The following is a 21271-nucleotide window of genomic DNA, read 5'->3' as shown; positions in this document are numbered from 1 at the left end:
CGACTACGAGGACGAGGTGTAGGCACGGCTCGGACGCCAGGGACCGAGGCGGGATTGCCGCCTTCCGATCTCAGTCGAGGCACTGCCGGCGTCGATGTGACAACTCGGCATGGTGGTGTCCGCCGGGGTGGCAATGCGGATCCGTGTGCACGGTAGCGCTGGTCAGCCTGGGTACGGCATGCGCGAGTTGGTGTTCCGCGTCGGCGGCGATTTCGTGTGCGGCAACGAGGCTGAGGTGGGTGTCTACGACCAGCTCGGCTTCGGCGTGCAGTCGGTGACCGATCCAGCGGAGCCGAACCGCGGCCACGTCGCGGACGCCGTCTACGGCGCGGAGGGTGCTCTCGGCCTGGTCGACAATCTCAGGATCGACGGCGTCCATGAGCCTTCGATACACCTCGCGGGCGGCGTCCTTGAGGACGAAGGCGATGGCGACGGCGATGACCAGGCCGACGACCGGGTCGGCCCAGTGCCAGCCGAGGGCCGTGCCGCCGGCGGCGAGGAGCACGGCGAGGGAGGTGTAGCCGTCGGTGCGGGCGTGCAGGCCGTCGGCGACCAGGGCGGCGGAGCCGATGCGACGGCCCACGCGGATGCGGTAGCGGGCGACGAGTTCGTTGCCGATGAAGCCGACGAGGCCGGCGGCGGCCACCCAGCGCAGGTGGGTCACCTCGGCCGGGTGCAGCAGCCGGGTGATGGCGGTCCAGGCAGCGGCGACGGCGGAGGCGGCGATGACCGCGACGATGATGATCCCGGCGATGTCCTCGGCCCGGCCGTAGCCGTAGGTGTAGGCGCGGGTGGCGGCGCGCCGGCCGAGGAGGAAGGCGATGCCCAGCGGCACGGCGGTCAGGGCGTCGGCGACGTTGTGCAGGGTGTCGCCGAGCAGGGCGACCGAGCCGGACAGCACAACGATGACCGCCTGGGCGATGGCCGTGATTCCGAGGCCGACCAGCGAGATCCACAGGGCACGTAGCCCTTCGCGGGAAGACTCCAGCGCGGGGTCGACCTTCGCGCGGGAGTCGTGCGAATGCGGAACCACGGCATGCGTCAGCCGATGCCACCAGGCGGCGAGCCGACCACCGTGATGGTGGCCGTGATCGTGCGGGTGGTCGTGACCGTGGTCCTGCTCGTGGTCGTGGTCGTTCACCGCGTCTCCCAACGTCCCGGGCGGCATGACAGTCGGTACCCCCGACGGCGGCGATAATATGTGCCCATGTACGCACGCGACAATGGTGCAGGTGCCAGTGACCTGCAACAACGCCTCTATGCTGATGGCCACATAGAGGCGGCTACGGAGATGTTGCGGATGCTGGCCGACGGCACTCGGCTGCGGTTGATGTGGCTACTCGTCGGCGGCGAACACGACGTGACGGCGCTGGTAGCGGCGCTGGGGGTGGCGCGGCCGGCGGTGTCGCAGCATCTCGGCAAGCTGCGGTTGGCCGGGCTGGTCGTCGTGCGGCGTGACGGCCGGCGGGCCCTCTACTCCGCCCGAGGTGGGCATGTGCGGCGACTGGTGAACGAGGTCATGCAGGCGGCGTCTCACCGGGTGGGCGGCATCCCCGACCACGATTGACGTGCGAGGCGGGTGCGGCTACTCGCCGACCTTAGAACGGGGGTCGGCGAACCACTCGCGGGTGAACCCACGGACCGCGTCGACGTCGACCGCGTCGCAGGCGATGGTGCGGTATGCGTGCACGGCCTTGACCGCCTCGGCCTGGTCAGGGGCAGCGCCGCCGACGACCCGGCCGGCGGTGGAGTCGGTGACGAAGGCCCGCACCTGGGCGAGCTGCTCGGCTGGCAGGTCCGGCCGGTAGGTGACGATCACGTACCCGTCACCGATGACGTGCCCGAACGACGTGGCCCGCACGACCTCGCCCGGTTCGAAGAAGTCCTTGACCGGGTGCCCACCGCCGGCCGGGAACGTCTCCGTGCGGTTGCGCACCTCGCAGCTGCTCCCCGGATCGGCAGCGGCCTGCACCGGGCGCAGCGCGTCAGGGCCGGAGGTGATGGCCAGGACCGCTGCGGCGACGACACCGGCGGCGATCAGCGCACCGTGAGAGCCGGACATCCCGCAGGCGGGCAGGTAGTGACGCGGCACGTCGCCGATCATGAGCATGGCCATGGCCGCGATGAGTTGGCCGATCTCGACGCCGAGGTTGACGGCCAGCACCCGAGGAATCAGCCCATCCGAGGGCAGGCCCACGTCCTGCAACCGGGTGGCCGGGCCCAGGCCGTGGACGAGGCCGAAGGCGAACACAGCGGCGGCGAACCCGGTCCAGTTCTTCGGCCGGCCGCGCAGACCGACCACGCCGACGAACACCAGGCTCAGGGCAACCACGATGTCGACCAGGACCGGATTGACGTGCCAGTCGGCGACGGTGGCCCCACCGGCGTTTCCGCTGGTGGGGATATCTGTAGCCCGGCGAAAGGCTATGTGACCAGGGGTCGAACCGCCGACCTTCCGATTTTCAGGCACCCGCATTTCGGCAGGTCAGGGAGCCGCCGGAGGTTGCCGTGCAACTAGCGTGCAACTAGGCGCACGCCCCCTCGGTCGCCCGCTCCCGGTGCGTGGCTGCCGAGTCGTCCAACGGGCGCCCCGGCACCGCTATGCAGAACTGCCCAGGCTTGGCATTGCACACTGGGCAGTGGCGATATTCCGGTCTCTCGGGGCACGGCTGCCCCAGCTTTTCCAGCGCTCGGCTGATGCTTCCGGCCGCCTCGTGCAGTTGGTCGTCCTTGTGCCTTACGGCAGCGCGGTGAATGATCAGGAGCGCATCCTGCATGTCGATGTTCATGCGCTGCTGTTGCTCGGTCACGAGGGAACCTCCTACAGCTCGCCCAGTGCGCCGTCTCCCCGTTCCAGGCTTCATGAAACACCCGGGAAAGGCTTCCATGGCACTCACCAACTAGTGCCGCATGGTGATGTGCCGGGGCAGCCGTGCAACATCACCGTGCGCGGCGAGTTCCGACAGGGCTTTGGCGATCTCACGATCACGCCCGTCGACGGCGTGCAGGTACCGGCGAGCCGCCGCCATGGACGAGTGCCCGAGTCGCTTCATGAGGTCGGCCAAGGTCGCGCCGGTCTGCGCGGCGAGGGTCTGCCCGGTGTGCCGCAGGTCGTGGAAGGTCAGATCGTCGAGACCCACCTTCTTCCGTGCCCGGACGAACGCTTGATACAAGGTGTTGCCCCGCAGCGGCGTGCCATCCCGGCTCACGAACAGCCGATCTTTACCCGCGTACTCATCCAGGTGCAGCCGAACCAGCGGCACGACATGGGGCGGAACGGCGACCGTCCGCTTCCCTGCCTCCGACTTGGGATCCTTGTCGAACGCCTGCCCAAGAGCGTGCAGCGGTTCGACACGTGCCTTCCGGACGGTGATCGTGTGCTCGGTCAGATCCACGTCCGAGACGCGCAGGCCGGCGATCTCACCACGGCGCAGGCCGCACCACGCGGCGATGAGAACAGCGGTGCGGTAACGCGGGTTGATGGCGTCGACCAGGGCGACGACCTGAGCCGGTGTGGCGACTGGCCGCTCAGCGACGCGCACCGTTCCGGCACCGGGGATCTGGCAGGGGTTCCGGGCGATGATGCCCTCACGCACAGCGGTGTTCATGACCATGCGCAGGAAGCGGTACGACTGCGAGATGGAGGTGCGCCCGCCCTTGCCCCGCAGCGCGGCAGCGTGCCACTCCCTGATCCGACTGGCGGTGAGTTCACGAAGCGGCACGTCGACCAGGGGTGCCAGGTGCAGCCGCAGGTTCCGTTCGCACGTCTCCCGCCACCGAACGCCAATCTTCGGGCTGTCACGCAGAATGGCCCGCGCGTAGTTGCCGAACGTTTCCGCCGCCGCACGGTCGTCCAACCAGGTGCCGCGCGAGATGTCCGCCTCCACCAGCGTCAACCAGCGGTTGGCGTCCGTCTTCGTCTTGAAGGTGTGCGGCGCGGTCTGCCGAGCACCGCCACCAGGCGGCACGAACGAGGCTTGGAACCGCCCGGACGGCAGCTTGCGGACCATGCCGAACCGGCGCCCCATCAGGCCACCACCTTCCCGCCCGACCACGACACGGTGACCGGCTCCACCACGCCGGAGGCGATGAACTCCGCCAACGCGCTCTCGGGGATGCGGACGTGAGAACCGCCGAGCTTGACGTAGCGGATGCGCCGCTCTGCGATGAGCCGGCGGGGGAATCGCTCGGTGGTGCCGAGGCGGGCCGCGGCTTCCTTGACGGTCAGCAGCTGCTCCACTCGGTGGCCTCCTTCCCGGTCGTGTCCGTGGTCGTGGTTGCCGAAGCGTCGGGCGGGTTGGCGGCGGCGCGTCTGGCGGCGTCGAGCTGGGCGCGCCATTGGATGCGTTCGGAGATGGCGTGCAGGACGCGGTGGCCGAGGGGTGCAACGTCGGGGTCGGTGGGTCGGGCGAGTTCCCACGCGTGGCGTTGCTCGCCGCCGGCCGGGGCGGTGTTGGCGTCAGTGGTGACGCCCAAGAGGGCCTTGACCCAGTCGCGCCGGTCGGCCCGGTGGTCGGTGAGAGTCTTGCCGGACCACTGCCGGGAGATGAGGACGCGCCGGCCGCCGATGCCGAGGGTTTCCCGCTTGTGGACCTTGTTCTTGCAGTTGCCCGGCTTCAACCCTGGCCGCGCCTTCTTCGGCTGGACGCCGTAGAGCAGCCAGTTGGCGCACCGCTCCGAGCACGGCGTGTGCCGCAGCTCCTGCCAGAGCCGTTCGAGGTGCGCCCGTTGCCGGCCGGTGGCCACCTGGTGGCAGTCGGCGGCTTGCTTGGTGAGGTACTTGGTGATGTAGCCGACGCACCGGTCGGCGTCCTTGGTGCCGGCGAGCACTCCCTTGGCGTCGACCTGGCTGCCGAAGCGGACGACGTGCACGGGTTGGGCGGCGGGGTCGGCGTCGACCAGGTCCAGGGCGTCATCCCACGTCCGCAGGAGCCGGCCGGTGGTGGGATCGGTGTAGCCGGCGGCGTCGGCGTCCCACTGCGGTGCCTGCCCAGGTTCGTAGACCCGCTGGTCGACGGAGGGCCACCACACCTGGTGGTAGGTCGCGGCGGCGACCTGCCGCACGAGGGCGCGGGGGATGGTGCCTCGGATGGCGAAGTGCGCGTGAGGGGCAAGCCGGCGTTGCGGCTCGACCGCGCCCGCGTACTGGACGTTCCAGCCGACCGCCCGGCGCAGGTTCTGCCAAAACCGATCGAGCAGCCGGGGGAAATGCACAGCGTCCCACGCCGCCCGCCGGTAGTCGTAGCTGTCCGGGTCGACCGGAGTCCCGTCGGAGTGGACGCGGCCGTAGGAGCCGAGAGTGAGAGTGAGGAACATCGACGGCCGGAACACCTGCCCACCGCGCCCCTCATACGTGCGGCCGACTGTGCGGCCGTCGACGGGCAGACGGGGCAGGTCCGGGGCATCCTGCCGGCGCTTGGTCGAGCGCACCCGCCGCTTGCCGTCGCCGTCCTCCTGGTCCTCGCTGGCGTGCGGGGGCGCTGGTCGGCCGCGGAGCCCTTCGGTGGTGATCTGGGCTTCCAGCTCGGCGATGGCGTCGTCCAGGTCGGTGACCTGGTCCCACTGCGAGGCGCGGGCGGCTTCGTCGCGGGCGAATTCGAGGTGGGCGCGGGCGACGATCAGGCCGCGTTGCGCGTCGGTGGCCGGCTCGGGGCCGGGGTCGGGTTCGTCGTCGCGGTGCCAGCCCTCGCGGATCTGCTGCTGCCGCAGCCGGCGGGCACGGGTGGCGCAGGCCGGGCACTTGGCTTCCTGGGTGACGCCGCAGGGTATGTCGATGACCTCAGTGCGGCCGGAGTCGAGGTCGGTTCGGCGCAGGGAGACGGGGCGGGTGCAGACGCCGTAGTCGGCGGCCAGGTCCTTGACGACGTCGACGGAGCGGGGCATGAGCATCCGGGCGGCCCGTGAGCCGGGCCTCGGCTCCACCACCGGGGCGGGGGTGAGGCCGGGCAGCGTCGGGGTGATGGTCAACGGGTCACCTCCCCGACCAGCGGGACGCCGTTGCGGCGGGTGAACGCCGCCGGCGGCACCGGGACGAGCGGAGCCGGGCGGGCCGGCTCGACCGGGACCAGGGCGACCGGCTCAGGGGCGGCCGGCGCGGTGACAGGCGAGGGAGCCTGCCGGACGGGCGGGGCGGTCGGCTCCACGGGCTGGGCCGGCGCGGTGGTTTCCGTGACCGGCGCGACCGGGGCCGGGGCAGGCGTCGGGGTGGGGCCGGTGGACAGGACGAGCTTGGACAGGCCGATGAACGCCAGCGCGGGCACGGCCGAGAGCAGCCACCCGGACAGGCCAGGCTTGGCCACGGCGAGCTGGGCGGCCAGGGACAGGGCGACGGCGGCGACGAGCAGGAACATCGGGTAGCCGATGGGGCCGCCGGTGCGCTTGCGGCGGCGGATGGTGAGTAGGGCGGCGGTGGGGATGAGTTCGGAGATGACGGCGTTGGCCCAGCCGAACCACTCGCCGGTGCCGGGTGGGCTGTTGTCGAGGGTCCAGTCCTTGACGTGGGTGAAGGAGGCGGCTCCGGCGAAGCCGGCGACGATGAGCAGGATGACGACGAGGACCAGGGCGTCGATGCGGTCGGCGCGGGTGGCGGTGGGGTGGGGTTTCATGCGGCACCGTCCAGGATCTCGCCGTCGATGACGCGGAGCCGGCCGTAGGTCTGGGCCATGTCGCGGATCTCGTCGTCGGTCAGGTAGGAGAAGCGGACCCGCATCGGGGTTGGATCACCGTCGATGACCACGAAGCCGACGCCGGGCAGGGATTGCGGGATGCGGTCGCATAAAGCGCCCCGGTCCCGCATCCCCTCGCCTAGCACGAGATCGACCTGCGCGGCTTCCGCGAGCCGCAGCCCGACGCGGGTGGGGAACAGGTCCCGGAACGGCAGGACTTCCTTGCGGGGGTCCTGGATCGCGGCGACGACGTGCACGCCGACCGCTCGGCCCTGGGACAGCAGGATGGACAGGGCGGCCTTGATGCGGTCCTTCAACTGGCGGTCGGTGAGGTAGGCGGTCAGGTTCGCCAGTTCATCGATGACCAGGACGATCAGCGGCTCATCCGGGGTGGGCGTGTGTTGGCGGGTGCGGCCGTAGAGCTTGCCGGCGCGGTCCTTGGCGACGGTGGCGGCTTCCTCGATCAGCTCGCACATCGCGGCGTAGTCCTTGCGGGCGAACCGGGTGAACATCGGCGCGCCCATGCCGAGTTCCATGCCGCCCTTGGGGTCGAGGCCCCATATCTGCACGAGCCCGGAGGTGACGCCGGCGGCGAGGGAGCGGACCACCGACCAGATGACCGAGCCCTTCCCCGACCCCGTCGCCCCAACCACGAGGACCTGAGTGCCGAACAGGCGCAGCTCGTAGCCGTCGCCGTCTTCCTGCCGGCCCACCGGCAGGGCGGTGAACTCCGGCACCGCTGGCACCGGCAACGGCCGCACCACCCGCGCGAGAGGGTCACCGCGGAAAAGGTGCAGCAGCACCACATCCGGGCGCGGACCGGGTGACGCCTTGACCTGGCGGACGCCGAAGGTGTGCGCGAGGCGTTCCGCGACCTTGGCGAAGTCGTCGGGGATCTGCCCGGTGACCATCCGCACCGTCACCACGTCGACGCCCGAGGCGCACCGGACCTTCCGCAGGACGGGCAGGACCGTGTGCGAGTCGAACGAGACGGCCAGCTTGGCGGTGACCATCGCGGCGTGCCAGTTCCGCCGGTAGACCCAGCGGCGATACCGGGACAGCACCGGCCACCACCCGAACCGCAGCCACGACGGCCGATGCCCGAAGCCCCAGCCGGTAGACACAGCGGCGATGGCGCCCACCACGACGGCGGGACCGGCCCAACCCCACCGGAGGTAGAGCCAGGCAAAGAAGACGGCCGGGGCGGTGACATACCAGAAGCGGACCAGGACCACGGCCAGGCGGCTGAGCGCCTTGAGCGTCCACCAGGTCAAGGCCAGCCACATCGGGATACGGATGAACGGGGTGCGGACGTTGATCGGGGCGGAGTCGATCCGGTCGCCTCGGATCACGTTGACCAGCGGCACGGCTCAGCCCTCCCCAGCGGTCGCGGCGGCGAACAGGGAGCCCTGCCCCGGCGTACCGGGACGACGACGCACCACCCGACGACGCAGGGCCGGTCGGGCAGGGGCGAGGGCGGCCAGGTCGATCGGCCCGGACTCCGGGGCGGGGACGTGGCGGGTCATGGTCGGCAGCCATCGGCCTCTGCCGAGGACGGCGCGCATGTCGGCGCGGTCGGCCACGTACGGGGCGATCAGGTCCGGATCGAGGTGCCGGAGCTTCACCACCGTCCGAGCCAAAGCGGCGGCAGCGGCGGCGATCTCGACCAGCGCGGCCACGCGGACCGCGTCGGCCGGGACGGTCGTGTAGACCTCGCGGACGGCCTGGATACCGGGGCCGGCGAGGCGCATGACGGTGCGGCGGCGCGTGCGGCGGTTGGGGGCGGGGCGCGGGTTCCCGGCGATGCGGGCAGCGTCAGCTAGCGTGGGCATCAGCCCAACTCCTTCCAGGGAGAAGAGGGTGAAGCGCGGGGCGGGAATCGTCTTGGCGGAGGAAGCCCGCCCCGCGCGTCCTGGTCTGGTCAGGCCGCCTGCTTCACGGCGGCGGCTTCGGTCATGGCACCGGCGCGGATCGACCACGCCTGGCGGGCCCGGCACTTCCCCGAGCCCTTGCACCGCTGCGAATCCACGTACGGCGTGAGGGTCACGTCGGTGAACTCCACCGCCGGCGGATAGCCGGGGATCTTCGACGCCGGCGGCACCGGCTGATGCGGAGCGACGATCTTTACCTTGACCTCCTTGGACCCGCCGAACTTCCCGGCCTCCGGGTCCAGGTCCAGGACCTTGACCACCCACAGCCGCTCGCCCGTGTCCTTGTCACGGGCCTGGTCATCGCCCTGACCGCGCTTGTCGAAGTCCGTCACCGGCTCCACACCGAGACACAGCGCACCGTGCGGAAACACGTAGTCGAACGGAACCGGAACCTTGATCGTGTTCGGGACTGCCATGCCCCTGCCTCCATATCTCGCCGCCGGGCACTTCCCGGACTCGGCCGGTCCTTGAGACCTATAGAGGACCGTACGACACTCGCCGCCTGTCCTCAAGTCCTCTATAGGACCGCCGCCCAAGAGGCGGAGGCCGATCAGCGGTACGGTGGTCAAGAGGGGTAGACCTCAATAGGACAAGCCCAGAACGGGACAGGAATGACCGACGATCTCGGCGCTAAAGCGCCCAAATATTTACAAATCGCGGCCCAGCTACGCAGGGAAGTCCGCGAGGGCAAGTTCAAGCCCGACAACCGCCTCCCGGCCGAGACAGCCCTCGCAGAGCGCTTCCGGGTAAGCCCGATCACCCTCCGAAACGCCATTGGCGTCCTTCGCGCCGAAGGACTCATCGAGTCCCGCCACGGCGTCGGCACGTTCGTCCGGGAGAGCCGCCGACTGCAACGCCGATCCCGCGACCGCTACGGCCGCGCGCGCAAGGACCAGCAGTTGCTCACCTCGCACCTACGGCACGAGATCGTCTTTGCCGGACGCGCGCCAGTACCCGCGCACATCGCCGAAGTCATGGGCATCGAACCCGGAAGCGAGATCGTGCTCCGCCGCCGCCACTTGTTCGATAGGGAGACCGGCAGGCCCGAAGAGATCGGAGCCAGCTACATACCGGCCAGCATCGCTGCGGGCACCTACCTGGAAGAACCGACAGTGGTTCCCAAGGGGCTCTTCCTCTGCGTGGAAGACCTCAGCGGCAAGCGCTACACCTCCGCCCGAGACCAGTGGGTTGCGCGCCTCCCCACCGCCGAGGAGGCCGCGGCTCTGGCATTGCCGATGGGCGCCCCAGTCATGCACGTCATCCACATAGCCCGAGCCGATGACGGCTCGATCCTCGAAGTGTCGGAGTCCGTTTGGCCCGCCGACCGGATCATGGTCATCGACGACTACCACGTAGAACCGGCAGCGACCGAGCCCGAAACGCCGTCTGACGTCTGACAGGAGAACGCCGTGGCATTCGCTGATCTCGCCCCCGGACAGCACGCTGACCACGTTCGCGACCACTGGTGGTGGCGGCCAGGGTGGCGTGTCGGTCGACGCTTCTACGCCTTTCACGTCACGTTCGACGACCAGCCGGAGCTGTACCGCCTGGCCGACTCCTACCGATCCGCGCTGGGTGTCGCACCGCCAGTAACCCTCATCCCTGACCGATGGCTCCACCTCACCATGCAGGGCATCGGCTTCACCGACGAGACGAGCAACGATGCGCTAGCCAGGATTATCGAAGAAGCGGGCAGGCAGCTCGGAGAGCTGCCCGCAGTCGACGTCGAGTTCCACGAAGTCGTCATCGCCGACGAAGCCATCGTCATGCCGGCAATGCCCGCCGAGCCCATCCAGCAGCTCCGCGCCGCGACTCGGACAGCCATCGCTTGCGTAGTCGGTGACGACCACGTTCCGGAGGACCCAAGGCGATACCGGCCGCACGTCAGCGTCGCCTACCTGACAGCAGACGGCCCCGCCGAGCCCTATATCCGAGCCGTAGAGGCCATCAAGCCAAACTCCGCCACCGTTCGGATCAGCCATGTCGACCTGATCGAGATGCACCGTGACCGTCGCATGTACGAGTGGAGCATGGTGGCGCGGTTGAATCTCCACGGACGGAGTTAAGCGTCGTCCCAGTGACGGCGGAATGACGGGGCTATAGGACGGAAAACTACCTCGTACCTCGGCCACCAGAGTCCGTCATCCCTTCGGCCCTACGCCGAGCGTCGACAATCCTCTGCAACTCATCGATCGTCGCTTGTTCTGCCCGAGTTGCCCCGTGTGCCAAGACGCTTCGCGCAAGGGCAACGATGTTCAGCGCGGCATACAGGAACAGGATGCAAAGAGCAACGAACGTGACCTTCTCAGCAGGCGGAGGCAAGGACTTTGCGGCGGCCCGATAGACGACAGAGAGGATCACGACGAAGACTTGAACCCCAATGTTGATCATGAAGGGCGCGAGAAACGCCCTGGTGCCGTTCGGCGACTTCTCCAGGAGAAGCAGGTACCGATCCGAAAGCAACGCTATTACAAGGGCGAAGCCAGCGAAGATGACACCGACCAGAGCGGAACCAAGGGTAAGAATGTCACCGGCCGTGGCGACACGGGCGTCGAGCGAAGCCTTCAGAATTAGGAGGACCGCACCAGTGCTGCCAAGAAGAACGGCGAGCAGTCCCTCCAAGCCGACCAACTGACCAACCGACGTCCTCGCTACGTTCCGCCAGAATCCAAACTCTCCGCGCCCAAGACTCATTGCCGCCGCCTATCCCGAATCATGCCAAGCATGATCCCTAGGACTTGCATCCAGTTCGATGGTAGCTCGTCAGTTCGCTCGTGGGCCGACCTCTCACGTTGGTCATATCTCGTGTCATGCCTTCCTCGCCGCCCGTCAGCGACGACGTAGCCGAAGGCATTGGTACCCATCGCAAGGAAGGCACGAACCTGGGCGTCTTCCTCCAGATCCTGAAGCCCAACTTCGACGTTGGCCGCCTCCATGATCTCTTTCAAGAGCCGAGCCTTACGTTGCTGCATCCGATCCCACACCGGTTCGAACTCAGGCAGCGCATCGGGGTTCGGAAGTTTGGCAACCATCATGATCCGCTGGACCGAGTCCACCGATCGAAGCCAACTCAAGAAGTCCTGCTCATCGAGAATCGGCTCCACGGACCATTCAGTCGAGGCGGCCTCTCTTGCCTCTTCCCCTCGGCGGAGAAGGTTCTCGAAGACTTTCGCAACAGTGGTAGGGGCGAAGGAAGGATGCTGCAAGACGCCTAGTATTCGACTTCCGCCATCAATAACGAAGGGGGCTCGCGCTGACACTTCCCGACCCTCCACGATGTCTTCCCAGCGCATTTCCGCTTCGTTGTAGTGGTCGGCAGCCCTGTAGTCGGTTCGAACCCAGCCGATCTGACCGAACAACGCATCCTCGTCGGGAGTGATCTCCCGGTTGCCCAATCTCCACTCTCTTTTGTTGCGACGCCCCGTCACTTCCGGCACCCCGAACTGCAGAACTTCGACGAGGTGGTCCATGAACAGCTCGGGCTGATGCGCAAAGAGCGACGGCTCTGGGAGTGGTCGACGGTTGATGCGGTATAGCAAAACTACGCCAGACCTCTCCGCAAACCACGGCTCGGGCAAGTTCTCCCCAGGAACGTCACTCATGCCCACCCCATCCGTTACAGGCCGTGGGGAGACTCTATTAGGGACTTGCCGTCATGCATAGACCCCTGCGATCAGCAAGAGTGAAGCCAACGACCTCGGCGGCTATCTGAACGGCTAGCGCTCCCCGCTGGGCGTTGAGACTCACACTGCCGAATTGGCCTCTTCTACATCAAGGCGGCCCGCAAGCGGGCCGCGCCGGCCCGGCCCCGGCCTGCTGGCGACCTCCGGCCGGCATCGGCCGGGCCGGCCGGCCACGCTGAGGGACGACAACAACTTGAAGACCTCGGGGCTCCGCCCCGAACCCCGACCCTCCTCAGAGATGCCGCCGCGGCTCACCTCGTCGGGCACCACAAGGGCTACCGGCCTCCCCGGACGGTCTGGCGACTGCCCGACGAGGAGATCCGCTCTACGACTCCAGATTCAAACCCAGCGAGCCTGGCAGGCTGCGGATGAAGTCGGCGCGTTCGGGCTCCGCTGCCGCAACGCGCTCCAACAGGTCACGGAACTCCTGGCGTTCGTCGGAGCTCATCTCGCCGAACAGGTATGCGATCTCTTCCAGCGTATTCAAGGCGATGCGCTCTACATCCCGGCCCGACTCGACGGATTCAACCAACGCGACCATTGCTGTCACGAGGGCCGTCGTCAGGTGGTCAACAAGCACTGGTGCCCCTCCGCATCCCGATGCAGTGCCCTCAGTGCACCCATCGAGGGATCAGAGGGTCTACGCCAGCATGTCGTACAGCCATCGGTACAGCCAAGACAGCCTGCAAACGCCGACGATGCCCGACAACGACGGACGCGCTGACCAGGGACACAGCCACCCGACCAGCCATCCGCGATCTTCTTCTAATCCCCAGGTCGGTCGGGTCGTTCACGCTGCCTCACACGGGGGATGCGAGCCCCGACGCTCAGGGCCTGGGCACTACCTGAACGACGCTTTCCCCGCCGCTCGCCGTGTTGTCGTTGTCGACCAAGGAGGTGACCAGGTTGTAGTACCCCGGCTTCGCCTCCTGACCGATCACGATGGTGCTGACGGGTCGTTCATCGGGCGCGCCGGATGGTCGAACCGGTGCGGCCGCGAAGGTGACCAGCCCCGGAACGGTGCCTTCTGTCGCGGCCTTGAGGTCACCTACGGTCGCGAACGGACCGGTCAAGCGTGCGGTCAACTCGACCTGCGGTGGGGTTCCGCCCGGCTCGTCCGGGGACTCGACAGTCCAGTGCACAGTCAAGGTCTGACCAGGCTGGTACAGCCTGTCGACGTCCCGGGCCTCACAGCAGCTGTACGTCACCGGCGCGGCCGCCACCGGGCCGGAGGGCTCGGCGCTGCAGGCTGCCAGGAGCGGCATGACAAGGCAGGCAAGCAGGCGGCCCCGCGATACGTTCATGCGCAGGATCGTACGTCCAGGTCGCCAGTCCCGTAGCCGCGCAATCGACCACAGACGCTCAGGAGGGTGCGGTCCGCAACCAGTCCGCAGGAGGATGGCGAAAGGCGGAGAGCAGTGTGAGATGTCGAGAGCCGTTTCCGCTGCTAGAACCCGGTTTCCTCAGGCTGCACCACGTAGGCAACTTGATCTCATAATCCCTCGGTCGCCGTGCCCGTTGCGTGTCCGTTGACACGGGAGCCGTGGATCAACGGCGGTCAGCTCGTCTGCGCGAGATCGGGCTCATTGTGAGGCATGGCGGGTTGCGTCCAAGGCCGATGTGTGACCGGTTCACCGGAGAGCGGCGTGCAGCGAACGTGCACCTAGCGGCGGCGATCAAGGGCCAGGAGCGGTCAACCACGGGCAACGGCGATCCACCCGGCAGGGGCGCAGAAAGCAAGATCCCCACCGGCGTTTCCGCTGGTGGGGACCTCTGTAGCCCGGCGAAAGGCTATGTGGCCAGGGGCGGGGTCGAACCGCCGACCTTCCGATTTTCAGTCGGACGCTCGTACCAACTGAGCTACCTGGCCGTGGTGCTCGGTCCATGCTACCCGAAGGCGGGGTCTCCGCCGAAAGGGTCACATGCTCCGATACGCAGAACGCCGCGCAATGGTTCACGCGGCGTCGGCGCTGGCGGTCCTGACGGGACTTGAACCCGCGACCTCCGCCTTGACAGGGCGGCGAGCACTCCAACTGCTCCACAGGACCTGGCTGGTGTTGCATCCGGCGTGAGCCGGACCGTGCCCCCAACGGGATTCGAACCCGTGCTACCGCCTTGAAAGGGCGGCGTCCTGGGCCGCTAGACGATGAGGGCGGCCCCGCCATCATTGCACACTCGCAACTTCAAGCGGACTTGCTCCCATCCGGCCCCGCCGGAGGCATGAGAAGCATATGCCATGCCCCGTCAGTGGACCAAACCGGTATGGCAGCTGGCACATTCCCCGTCAAAACCGCAGGTCAGGGTGGGTGTCACCGGGGTGGGGCGATGCCGAAGCGCCGTTTCAGGTCGATGATCAGGTGCGGGCAGGCGGCCAGGGTCCGGCTGCGATCGCCCCCGCCGTCGTGCATCAGCACGATCGCGCCGGGGCGGGCGGCGCCGTGGACCCGCTTGGCGAGGGTGGCGGCGGTCGGCTTCGCCCAGTCCTGCGGGTCCACGCTCCAGTGCAGCGACCGCATGCCGAGCTGCCGGGCCACCGCCACCACCTCCGGCGTCCACCGGCCGCCCGGTTGGCGGTAGAACGGCACCTTGGCGCCCGGCACGGCGGCCTGGATGGCCAGGTTCGTCCGGGCCAGGTCGGCCCGGATCTCGGCCACCGGCCGTCGGCCCAGGTCGAAGTCGTGCCGCCAGCTGTGGTTGCAGAGCTGGTGACCCTCACGGACGATCCGGACGACCAGCTCCGGGTGCTCGCGTACCTCGGTGCCGACCAGGCAGAACGTCGCCTTGACCCGGGCGGCCCGCAACTGGTCGAGCACCTTCGGCGTCCAGGCCGGGTCAGGGCCGTCGTCGAAGGTCAGCGCGACGGCGCGTACCCCGGTGGCGCGCCGCAGGCCCGCGGGCAGCGTGGTGGGCTTCGGCCGCAGCCGGGGCTTGGGTTTCGTGGTCGGCTGCGGGGTTGCTGTTGGTGACGGGATGGTCGCCGGCGGCGGACTCGCCGCCGCCGTCGGGGCGGGTGCCGAGGCCTGCTGGGGGTCCCGTTGCGGTTCGCCGCAGCCGCCGGCGAGGAGCAGGACCAGGCCGAGGGCGGCCGCCAGGACGGGGCGTGCACGCATCGTCACTCCGAGGGGGGTCGGGTAGCGGTAGGCCCCGACGGTAGTGGACGACGCGCCGATCCGGCAGGGTCGGTCAGGCCCCGCCCGACTGATCCAGCGAGTCTCGGACGGCCAACGCCAGCGACACCGCCTCGGTCAGGTCGACCGGCCGGACCACTCCGGCGGGCAGTGTGTCGGCCTGCCAGCCGGGGCCGGCGGCGAGCACCAGCAGGGGGCGTCGAACCATCCCGAGCAGGGCGGACAGCTGCCGCGGGTCGGCGGTGGCGCGGGTGTGCGACCAGAGCACCACCGCGGCCGGTCCGGTCCGGTTCACCGCCTCGATCAGCGCCGCGAGCGGCACCCGGGCACCCAGCATGCGATACGCCACACCCGCCTCGGCGAGCGTTGCGGCCAACGCCTCCAACGGCAGGGTGTGCTGTTCCTCGTCGGCACAGGCGAGCAGGATCCGGGCCGGGCCGGCGGCCGGGCCGGGTCGGGCCACCGTGGCGAACGCCTCGGACACGCACCGGGACATCAGGTGTTCGACCTCGATCAGACCGGCGGTCGCGGCGTGCCGCTCTCCGATGCCGGCCAGCACCGGGCGCAGCAGGCCGTCCCAGGTGGCGACCACGCCGTCCCGGGCGAGGGCGTTGGCGATGGTCTCGCTGATCGCCGCCGAGTCCAGTCGCATGGCGGCCCGGGCCAAACCACGGGCGACCGGCCCGGCCCGGCCGACCGGGATCGTCTGCCCGCCGCCGTCCCGACCGGCTCCGGCGCGCAGCCGCACCTCGGCGGCGGGACCGACCCCGGGGCTCTGCTTCGCCCAGCGGGCCGCCTCGGCCGGGGTGATCCCCTCCGCGGTGAGCCGACGCATGATCTCCAGGCGCGCGAGGTCGGCCGACGTGTAGCGCCGGTGGTGACCCGGTACGTGCTGGCTGGGACCGAGGCCGTAGCGCTGGTGCCAGGTACGCAGCGTGGTGACCGCCACGCCCAGTCGGCGTGCGACGGCCCCCGCGCTCAGCGCCTCATCGGCCACCCGACCGCTCCGACGCGTCGTCCGCCGGAACGCCGGACGGGATGGTGGTGTCGGCGGGGCCGCCGGCGCGCAGCAGCCGGCTCACCACCCCGCCCAGCCAGGGCGCGTACGCGCGGGGTTCCGCGTCGATCTCGGCCATCAGCCGTACCGGGTCGACCCAGCGCAGCTCGGACACCTCGTCGGGGTCCGGCAGCACGGTGACGTCGGCCGGCACGTCGGCCCGCAGCACGTGGTCGTACTCGAACTCGACCCGGCCGGTGGCCGGGTCCTCGGCGTAGTAGAGGTAGACGCCGACCTCGGTCAGCGTGACCGGGGCGGCGCCCAGCTCCTCGGCCAGCCGGCGGTTGGCGGCCTCCACCAGCGACTCGGCCGGTCGGGGGTGGCCGCAGCAGGAGTTGGCCCAGCGCTGCGGGAACCGGGTCTTGATCGGGGCCCGCCGTTGCAGCAGCACCCGGCCGGCCGGGTCGACCAGCAGCACTGAGAAGGCGCGGTGCAGCCGCCCCGGCGCCTGGTGCGCCGCGGCCACGGTGGCCTCGCCGAGCACGTTGCCGCGGTCGTCGACCAGCTCGACCAGGTGCCCTTCCCGGGACGTCACCGGACCCGCCCCCCGTTCCGCGTGTGCATCGCGCCCGTCCTGCGTGTGCCGCGCCGCCGGGCCGCGCTCCGCGCGCTCACCGCCCGGCACCGGTGATCCGGTTGGCCGCCAGTTTCCCGGAGATCAGCACCATCGGTACGCCCACGCCGGGCTGGGTGCCGGAGCCGGTGAACACGACGTTGGGCAGCTGCCGGTGCAGGTTCGACGGGCGGAACGGGCCGGTCTGGAAGAGGCTGTGCGCGGCGGCGAACGGCGTACCGGCGGCCATGCCCTGCTCCTCCCACTCGGCGGGGGTGATCGTACGCAGCACCTCGATGCCGGCGCCGAAGCCCACGTACCCGCGCTCCTCCAGCGTCGCCACGAGTTGGTCGGCGTAGCGCCGGCTCAGGTCGCCGCGCCAGTCGAACGGGCCCCGTTCGAGGTTGGGAACCGGCGCCAGCACGTAGTAGGTGTGCCGCCCGGCCGGGGCCACCGCCGGATCGGTCCGGCTGGGGTTGGTGACCAGCAGCGACGGGTCGGTCATCAGCTCACCGCGCCGGATGACCTCGTCGAAGGTGCCCTTCCACTTCCGTCCGAAGTGGATGTTGTGGTGGGCGATCTTCTCATACCCCTGGGTCGAGCCGACGTGCAGCACGACGCAGGACGGCGAGTAGGTCAACTTCCGTTGGCGGGCCGCGGGCAGCAGGTCACGGTAGGCGACTGGCAGGTCCGGGTTGAGCACCACCACGTCGGCCGGGATCAGCTCGCCGTCGGCGGTGAGCACGCCGGTGGCCCGGCCGTTGGCGGTCTCCACCCGGGTCACCGTGGTGCCGTAACGGAACTGCACGCCGTGCTTCTCGGCGGCGCCGGCCATGCCCCGGGAGACCGCGTGGATGCCGCCGCGCGGGAAGTAGACCCCGGCCACCGAGTCGAGGTACGCGATGACGCTGTAGATGGCCAGCGCGTCGTGCGGCGCGAGGCCCGCGTACATCGCCTGGAAGGAGAAGATGCGCTGGGTACGCGGGTCCCGGAAGAATTGGTTGATCTTCGTCTGGAGTCGCCGGAACGCGCCGTTGGCCAGCAGCTTCACCAGGTTGGCGGTGAGCAGGTCGGTCGGGGCGTCCAGGTTGCGGTCGATGAAGTCGGTCCGCTCCCAGTGCCACAGGTTGCGCGCGTAGTCCACGAAGCGCAGGTAGCCGTCGGCCTCGCGGGGGCCGCACACCCGGGCGATCTCGGCGGCCATCCGGGTGGTGTCGGTGATGACGTCCAGCGTCGAGCCGTCGGGGTAGTAGGCCCGGTAGGCGGGGTCGACCGGGGTGAGGTCCAGCCAGTCGTCGAGCTCCTCGCCGACCGCGCCCAGTGCCTCGGCGATCAGGTCGGGCATGGTGAGCACGGTGGGGCCGGTGTCGAACTCGTACCCCTCGACGGCCAGCCGGCCGGCCCGGCCGCCCGGCACCGGCTCGCGCTCCACCACGGTCACCTGCCGGCCGCTGCCGGCCAGGTGCAGCGCGCACGCCAGCCCGCCAAGGCCCGCGCCGACGACCACCACCCGGTCGGTACGCCCGTTCACGGTCCGCACGTGACCACCTCCTTCGCAAGGTCGCTCATCATGCCCGCCGCCTGGTCGCGGCGGTGGCGAGGCCGGTCAGCGCGGTGCGCGCGGTCTCGTCGATCGACGCGGTGTGCAGCGCGGTCAGCGCCTCGGACACCCGGTCGGAGATCATCCGCTCCACCCGGGACACCGCCCCGGTGTCGGCGACCAGTTCGGCGAGCCGGGCCACGTCCCGGGCGCCGGTGACCCGGCCGGCCCGCTCCAGCGCCCGCCGCTGGCCGGGGGTGGCCAGTTGGCGGGCCAGCAATAGCAGCGCGGTCGGCTTGCCGGTACGCAGGTCGTCGCCGGCCGGCTTGCCGGTGGTCGCCGGTTCGCCGTAGACGCCGAGCAGGTCGTCGCAGAGCTGGAACGCCTCCCCGACGGCCAGGCCGTAGCGGGTGTACGCGGCGATCAGTGGCGCGTCGGCGGCGACACCGGCCAGGCAGGCGCCGAAGAGCAGCGGGCGCTGGACGGTGTAGCTGGCGGTCTTGTAGCGGGCCACCCGCAGCGCCCGGTCCACCGACCAGTTCGCCGGATCGTGTTCGCCCAGCACGTCGAGGTACTGCCCGGCGATCGTCTCGATCCGCATCTGGTCGTAGCAGCGCCGCACCTCGAACAGCCGGGCCGGCGCCACGGTGGCATGGCTGAGCAGCCGATCGGCCCAGACCAGGCAGAGGTCGCCGACGAGCACGGCCACCGCCTCGCCGAACCGGGCCGGGTCGCCGGCGTACCCGGCGGCGACGTGCCGGGCGGCGGCGGCCCGGTGCGCGGTGGGCCGGCCGCGCCGGGTGTCGGAGCCGTCCATCACGTCGTCGTGCACCAGCGCGAAGGTGTGCAGCAGCTCCAGGGCGGCGAACGCCGGCAGCACCGTCGGCAGCGGTTCCGCGCCGCCGACCACCCCGCGCCAGCCCCAGTACGCGAAGGTCGGCCGGACCCGCTTGCCGCCGGCCAGCACGCAGTCGCGCGCGGTGGCCGCGAAGCCGCCCATCGCCGCGTCGATCTCGGTGAGTGAGCCGACCTCGGCGGCCAGGAACGCCGTCAGGGTGTCGTCCACCCCCTTGATCAGCTCTTTCGTGAACGCGGCCAGTACGCCGCGGACCGGATCGTCCGTCGCTCCCGGCTGTGCCGGCGCGACGCGGAGCGCATTACCCGCGACTGCGTCGTTGGCCATGGGAGCGAGCGTACCCTAGGGTTACGAGTTGCGTCGATTGCTGCGTCGAATTCGAGGAGGGCCGGTGGACACCGATCTCACCGCTGCCTATGCCCGCTGCCAGGAGCTGCACCGACGGCATGGTCGCACCTACTATCTCGCCACCCGGCTGCTCCCCGCGTGGAAACGACGTCATGTGCACGCCCTGTATGGATTCACGCGCCACGCCGACGAGATCGTCGACCGCACCGAGGAGCTGCCGCCCGCCGAGCGCGCCGCCCGGCTGGACGAGTGGTCGTCGGAGTTCGTCGCCGGCCTGCACGGTGAGCCGGTCGACGACCCGCTGCTCCCGGCCGTGCTGCACACCATCGCCGTCTTCGATCTCGACCGCGCCGACTTCGCGTCGTTTCTGCGCAGCATGGCGATGGACGTGACCGTGCTGTCGTACCCGACCTACGACGACCTGCTCGACTACATGGAGGGCTCGGCGGCGGTCATCGGCACCATGATGCTGCCGATCCTCGGCAGCTCCGACCCGGCGGCGGCCCGCGAGCCGGCCCGCCAGCTCGGCTTCGCCTTCCAGCTCACCAACTTCATCCGGGACGTCGCCGAGGACCTCGACCGGGGCCGCACCTACCTGCCCGACGAGGACCTGGCCAAGTTCGGCGTCACCCGCGACGACCTGCTCGCCGCGAAGGAACAGGCCCGCAGCACACCGAGGATCCGGGACCTGATCGAGTACGAGGTGAGCCGCGCCCAGGCGCACTACGCGGCCGCCGCACCGGGCATCACCCTGCTCAACCCCGCCTCGCAGGCGTGCATGCGGACCGCGTACGCGCTCTACGGCGGGATCCTCGACGAGGTCGCCGCGCAGGGCTACGACGTGTTCGTCCGCCGGGCGCTGGTGCCACAGCACCGCCGGCTGGCGGTGGCCGCCCGGGCCCTGCTCACCCCGACCGGCAGCCCGGTCGCCGTACCCGGGCCGAGCCTGGTCTCGCAGTGAGTACGCCGACCGCGGTGAGCGCTGTTCACCCGCGACCTGCGGGTGCACGACCACCCGGCGCTCGCCACCGCCTGCGCGGCGTTCGACCGGGTGGTGCCGCTGTACGTGCTCGACCCGGCGCTGGCCGACAGGTCGCCGAACCGCACCCGGTTCCTGCATCAGTGCCTGGCCGAGCTGCGCGAGGAACTGCGCCGGCGCGGCGGTGACCTGGTGGTGCGCCGGGGCGACCCGGTGGCCGAGACGATCCGGCTGGCCCGGGAGGTGGGCGCCGAGGGGATCGGACGGCGGGTACGTCCGGCGGTGGGTTCCCGAACTGGCGTCGGTGGCGGGGAAGGCGGTGCACCAGCCGTGGCGGCTCCCCGACGACGTACGCCGGAAGCTGGACTATCCGCCGCCGCTGGAGGTGCCCGGCGCCGACCCGGTCTGGATGCGCTGACCCATGCGCGGGCGGCGACTCGCCATGGTGCGCGCCCACGGGGGTTGCCCCACCCGCGACGGCCACCGAGAGCATGTACTGGCCGTGAGAGTGTCGCTTCCATCGGAGCACCT

At 70.0% G+C, this 21271-nt stretch carries 24 protein-coding genes, 3 tRNA genes and 1 pseudogene; 6 read left to right on the top strand and 22 right to left on the bottom strand.

Translation table 11 applies throughout. From position 1 onward, the window contains the following. Positions 1-70 precede the first annotated feature (70 nt). Positions 71-1168, bottom strand: coding sequence for a cation diffusion facilitator family transporter (locus ACTMTB_RS06815; protein WP_441143323.1), 1098 nt, complete (start codon positions 1166-1168; stop codon positions 71-73). Positions 1169-1207: 39 nt separating this feature from the next. Between ACTMTB_RS06815 and ACTMTB_RS06810 the strand changes: the two genes are divergently transcribed. Next, positions 1208-1567, top strand: a complete 360-nt coding sequence (locus ACTMTB_RS06810; protein ID WP_441143321.1) for an ArsR/SmtB family transcription factor — start codon at positions 1208-1210, stop codon at positions 1565-1567. A gap of 18 nt (positions 1568-1585) precedes the next feature. Here the strand turns inward: ACTMTB_RS06810 and ACTMTB_RS06805 are convergent, their stop codons facing one another. The 9 genes from ACTMTB_RS06805 to ACTMTB_RS06765 all read right to left on the bottom strand — a co-directional run bounded on the left by ACTMTB_RS06805 (position 1586) and on the right by ACTMTB_RS06765 (position 9012). Next, positions 1586-2476, bottom strand: a complete 891-nt coding sequence (locus ACTMTB_RS06805; RefSeq protein WP_441143319.1) for a HupE/UreJ family protein — start codon at positions 2474-2476, stop codon at positions 1586-1588. Positions 2477-2525: 49 nt separating this feature from the next. Then, entirely contained in the window at positions 2526-2810 is a 285-nt protein-coding gene (locus ACTMTB_RS06800) for a hypothetical protein (RefSeq protein WP_441143317.1), read from the bottom strand. 90 nt (positions 2811-2900) lie between these two features. Further along, positions 2901-4028, bottom strand: coding sequence for a tyrosine-type recombinase/integrase (locus ACTMTB_RS06795; protein WP_441143315.1), 1128 nt, complete (start codon positions 4026-4028; stop codon positions 2901-2903). Beyond that, positions 4028-4240 (bottom strand): excisionase family DNA-binding protein, encoded by a 213-nt coding sequence (locus ACTMTB_RS06790; RefSeq protein ID WP_441143313.1) that lies wholly within the window; start codon positions 4238-4240, stop codon positions 4028-4030. Before ACTMTB_RS06790 ends, ACTMTB_RS06795 begins: the two co-directional genes overlap by 1 nt. Beyond that, a complete protein-coding gene (locus ACTMTB_RS06785) occupies positions 4225-5967 on the bottom strand; it encodes a replication initiator (RefSeq protein WP_441143311.1) in 1743 nt (580 codons plus the stop codon). Before ACTMTB_RS06785 ends, ACTMTB_RS06790 begins: the two co-directional genes overlap by 16 nt. Continuing rightward, complete coding sequence (locus ACTMTB_RS06780; protein WP_441143309.1) at positions 5964-6605, bottom strand: DUF2637 domain-containing protein; 642 nt, start codon at positions 6603-6605, stop codon at positions 5964-5966. Before ACTMTB_RS06780 ends, ACTMTB_RS06785 begins: the two co-directional genes overlap by 4 nt. Beyond that, positions 6602-8032: an FtsK/SpoIIIE domain-containing protein gene (locus tag ACTMTB_RS06775; RefSeq protein ID WP_441143307.1), complete on the bottom strand. Its 1431-nt coding sequence runs from the start codon at positions 8030-8032 to the stop codon at positions 6602-6604. Before ACTMTB_RS06775 ends, ACTMTB_RS06780 begins: the two co-directional genes overlap by 4 nt. Positions 8033-8035: 3 nt before the next feature. Continuing rightward, complete coding sequence (locus tag ACTMTB_RS06770) at positions 8036-8497, bottom strand: hypothetical protein (protein ID WP_441143305.1); 462 nt, start codon at positions 8495-8497, stop codon at positions 8036-8038. Between the two features lie 89 nt (positions 8498-8586). Next, complete coding sequence (locus ACTMTB_RS06765) at positions 8587-9012, bottom strand: hypothetical protein (protein ID WP_441143303.1); 426 nt, start codon at positions 9010-9012, stop codon at positions 8587-8589. A gap of 195 nt (positions 9013-9207) precedes the next feature. On the opposite strand from ACTMTB_RS06765, the gene ACTMTB_RS06760 reads away from it, so the two are divergent. After that, entirely contained in the window at positions 9208-9993 is a 786-nt protein-coding gene (locus tag ACTMTB_RS06760; protein ID WP_441143301.1) for a GntR family transcriptional regulator, read from the top strand. 12 nt (positions 9994-10005) lie between these two features. Beyond that, positions 10006-10662: a 2'-5' RNA ligase family protein gene (locus ACTMTB_RS06755; RefSeq protein ID WP_441143299.1), complete on the top strand. Its 657-nt coding sequence runs from the start codon at positions 10006-10008 to the stop codon at positions 10660-10662. 46 nt (positions 10663-10708) lie between these two features. On the opposite strand, the gene ACTMTB_RS06750 is transcribed toward ACTMTB_RS06755, so the two are convergent. The 12 genes from ACTMTB_RS06750 to ACTMTB_RS06695 all read right to left on the bottom strand — a co-directional run bounded on the left by ACTMTB_RS06750 (position 10709) and on the right by ACTMTB_RS06695 (position 19740). Beyond that, positions 10709-11218: a hypothetical protein gene (locus ACTMTB_RS06750; RefSeq protein WP_441143297.1), complete on the bottom strand. Its 510-nt coding sequence runs from the start codon at positions 11216-11218 to the stop codon at positions 10709-10711. A gap of 68 nt (positions 11219-11286) precedes the next feature. Continuing rightward, positions 11287-12198, bottom strand: a complete 912-nt coding sequence (locus ACTMTB_RS06745) for a hypothetical protein (RefSeq protein ID WP_441143296.1) — start codon at positions 12196-12198, stop codon at positions 11287-11289. Between the two features lie 406 nt (positions 12199-12604). Next, positions 12605-12859, bottom strand: coding sequence for a hypothetical protein (locus tag ACTMTB_RS06740; protein ID WP_441143294.1), 255 nt, complete (start codon positions 12857-12859; stop codon positions 12605-12607). 247 nt (positions 12860-13106) lie between these two features. Next, on the bottom strand, positions 13107-13583 hold the full coding sequence (locus tag ACTMTB_RS06735; RefSeq protein ID WP_441143292.1) for a hypothetical protein: 477 nt from the start codon (positions 13581-13583) through the stop codon (positions 13107-13109). 492 nt (positions 13584-14075) lie between these two features. After that, a tRNA-Phe gene (locus tag ACTMTB_RS06730) sits at positions 14076-14149 on the bottom strand. A 101-nt stretch (positions 14150-14250) separates the two neighbouring features. Beyond that, positions 14251-14327: transfer RNA gene (locus ACTMTB_RS06725), tRNA-Asp, on the bottom strand. Between the two features lie 33 nt (positions 14328-14360). Beyond that, positions 14361-14433 (bottom strand) — tRNA-Glu (locus ACTMTB_RS06720). A gap of 155 nt (positions 14434-14588) precedes the next feature. Further along, the gene (locus ACTMTB_RS06715; protein WP_441143290.1) at positions 14589-15389 is read right to left on the bottom strand and encodes a polysaccharide deacetylase family protein; all 801 of its coding nucleotides are present in this window, start codon (positions 15387-15389) and stop codon (positions 14589-14591) included. Between the two features lie 73 nt (positions 15390-15462). Next, on the bottom strand, positions 15463-16404 hold the full coding sequence (locus ACTMTB_RS06710) for a MerR family transcriptional regulator (RefSeq protein ID WP_441143288.1): 942 nt from the start codon (positions 16402-16404) through the stop codon (positions 15463-15465). After that, on the bottom strand, positions 16394-16999 hold the full coding sequence (gene idi, locus ACTMTB_RS06705; protein WP_441143286.1) for an isopentenyl-diphosphate Delta-isomerase: 606 nt from the start codon (positions 16997-16999) through the stop codon (positions 16394-16396). The genes ACTMTB_RS06710 and idi overlap by 11 nt, the downstream gene beginning before the upstream one ends. 76 nt (positions 17000-17075) lie before the next feature. Next, the gene (gene crtI, locus ACTMTB_RS06700) at positions 17076-18557 is read right to left on the bottom strand and encodes a phytoene desaturase family protein (RefSeq protein ID WP_441143284.1); all 1482 of its coding nucleotides are present in this window, start codon (positions 18555-18557) and stop codon (positions 17076-17078) included. A gap of 28 nt (positions 18558-18585) precedes the next feature. Further along, positions 18586-19740, bottom strand: a complete 1155-nt coding sequence (locus tag ACTMTB_RS06695) for a polyprenyl synthetase family protein (RefSeq protein ID WP_441143282.1) — start codon at positions 19738-19740, stop codon at positions 18586-18588. A gap of 64 nt (positions 19741-19804) precedes the next feature. Between ACTMTB_RS06695 and ACTMTB_RS06690 the strand changes: the two genes are divergently transcribed. The 3 genes and pseudogenes from ACTMTB_RS06690 to ACTMTB_RS06680 all read left to right on the top strand — a co-directional run bounded on the left by ACTMTB_RS06690 (position 19805) and on the right by ACTMTB_RS06680 (position 21158). Beyond that, positions 19805-20722: a phytoene/squalene synthase family protein gene (locus ACTMTB_RS06690; RefSeq protein ID WP_441143280.1), complete on the top strand. Its 918-nt coding sequence runs from the start codon at positions 19805-19807 to the stop codon at positions 20720-20722. A gap of 21 nt (positions 20723-20743) precedes the next feature. Then, positions 20744-21004: pseudogene (locus ACTMTB_RS06685) on the top strand (deoxyribodipyrimidine photo-lyase); the annotation flags it as partial. A gap of 40 nt (positions 21005-21044) precedes the next feature. Next, the gene (locus ACTMTB_RS06680) at positions 21045-21158 is read left to right on the top strand and encodes a hypothetical protein (protein WP_441143278.1); all 114 of its coding nucleotides are present in this window, start codon (positions 21045-21047) and stop codon (positions 21156-21158) included. Positions 21159-21271: the final 113 nt, after the last annotated feature.

This window comes from Micromonospora sp. L32, from assembly GCF_052068055.1.
GTDB lineage: Bacteria > Actinomycetota > Actinomycetes > Mycobacteriales > Micromonosporaceae > Micromonospora > Micromonospora purpureochromogenes.
This window is presented reverse-complemented; position numbering and strand designations above follow the sequence as displayed.

Bases quoted from the DNA above. Each gene is read 5' to 3' on its own strand.
- ACTMTB_RS06815 (WP_441143323.1), bottom strand. From the start codon at position 1,168: ATGCCGCCCGGGACGTTGGGAGACGCGGTGAACGACCACGACCACGAG.
- ACTMTB_RS06810 (WP_441143321.1), top strand. From the start codon at position 1,208: ATGTACGCACGCGACAATGGTGCAGGTGCCAGTGACCTGCAACAACGC.
- ACTMTB_RS06805 (WP_441143319.1), bottom strand. From the start codon at position 2,476: ATGCGGGTGCCTGAAAATCGGAAGGTCGGCGGTTCGACCCCTGGTCAC.
- ACTMTB_RS06795 (WP_441143315.1), bottom strand. From the start codon at position 4,028: ATGGGGCGCCGGTTCGGCATGGTCCGCAAGCTGCCGTCCGGGCGGTTC.
- ACTMTB_RS06780 (WP_441143309.1), bottom strand. From the start codon at position 6,605: ATGAAACCCCACCCCACCGCCACCCGCGCCGACCGCATCGACGCCCTG.
- ACTMTB_RS06770 (WP_441143305.1), bottom strand. From the start codon at position 8,497: ATGCCCACGCTAGCTGACGCTGCCCGCATCGCCGGGAACCCGCGCCCC.
- ACTMTB_RS06765 (WP_441143303.1), bottom strand. From the start codon at position 9,012: ATGGCAGTCCCGAACACGATCAAGGTTCCGGTTCCGTTCGACTACGTG.
- ACTMTB_RS06760 (WP_441143301.1), top strand. From the start codon at position 9,208: ATGACCGACGATCTCGGCGCTAAAGCGCCCAAATATTTACAAATCGCG.
- ACTMTB_RS06745 (WP_441143296.1), bottom strand. From the start codon at position 12,198: ATGAGTGACGTTCCTGGGGAGAACTTGCCCGAGCCGTGGTTTGCGGAG.
- ACTMTB_RS06735 (WP_441143292.1), bottom strand. From the start codon at position 13,583: ATGAACGTATCGCGGGGCCGCCTGCTTGCCTGCCTTGTCATGCCGCTC.
- ACTMTB_RS06715 (WP_441143290.1), bottom strand. From the start codon at position 15,389: ATGCGTGCACGCCCCGTCCTGGCGGCCGCCCTCGGCCTGGTCCTGCTC.
- ACTMTB_RS06695 (WP_441143282.1), bottom strand. From the start codon at position 19,740: ATGGCCAACGACGCAGTCGCGGGTAATGCGCTCCGCGTCGCGCCGGCA.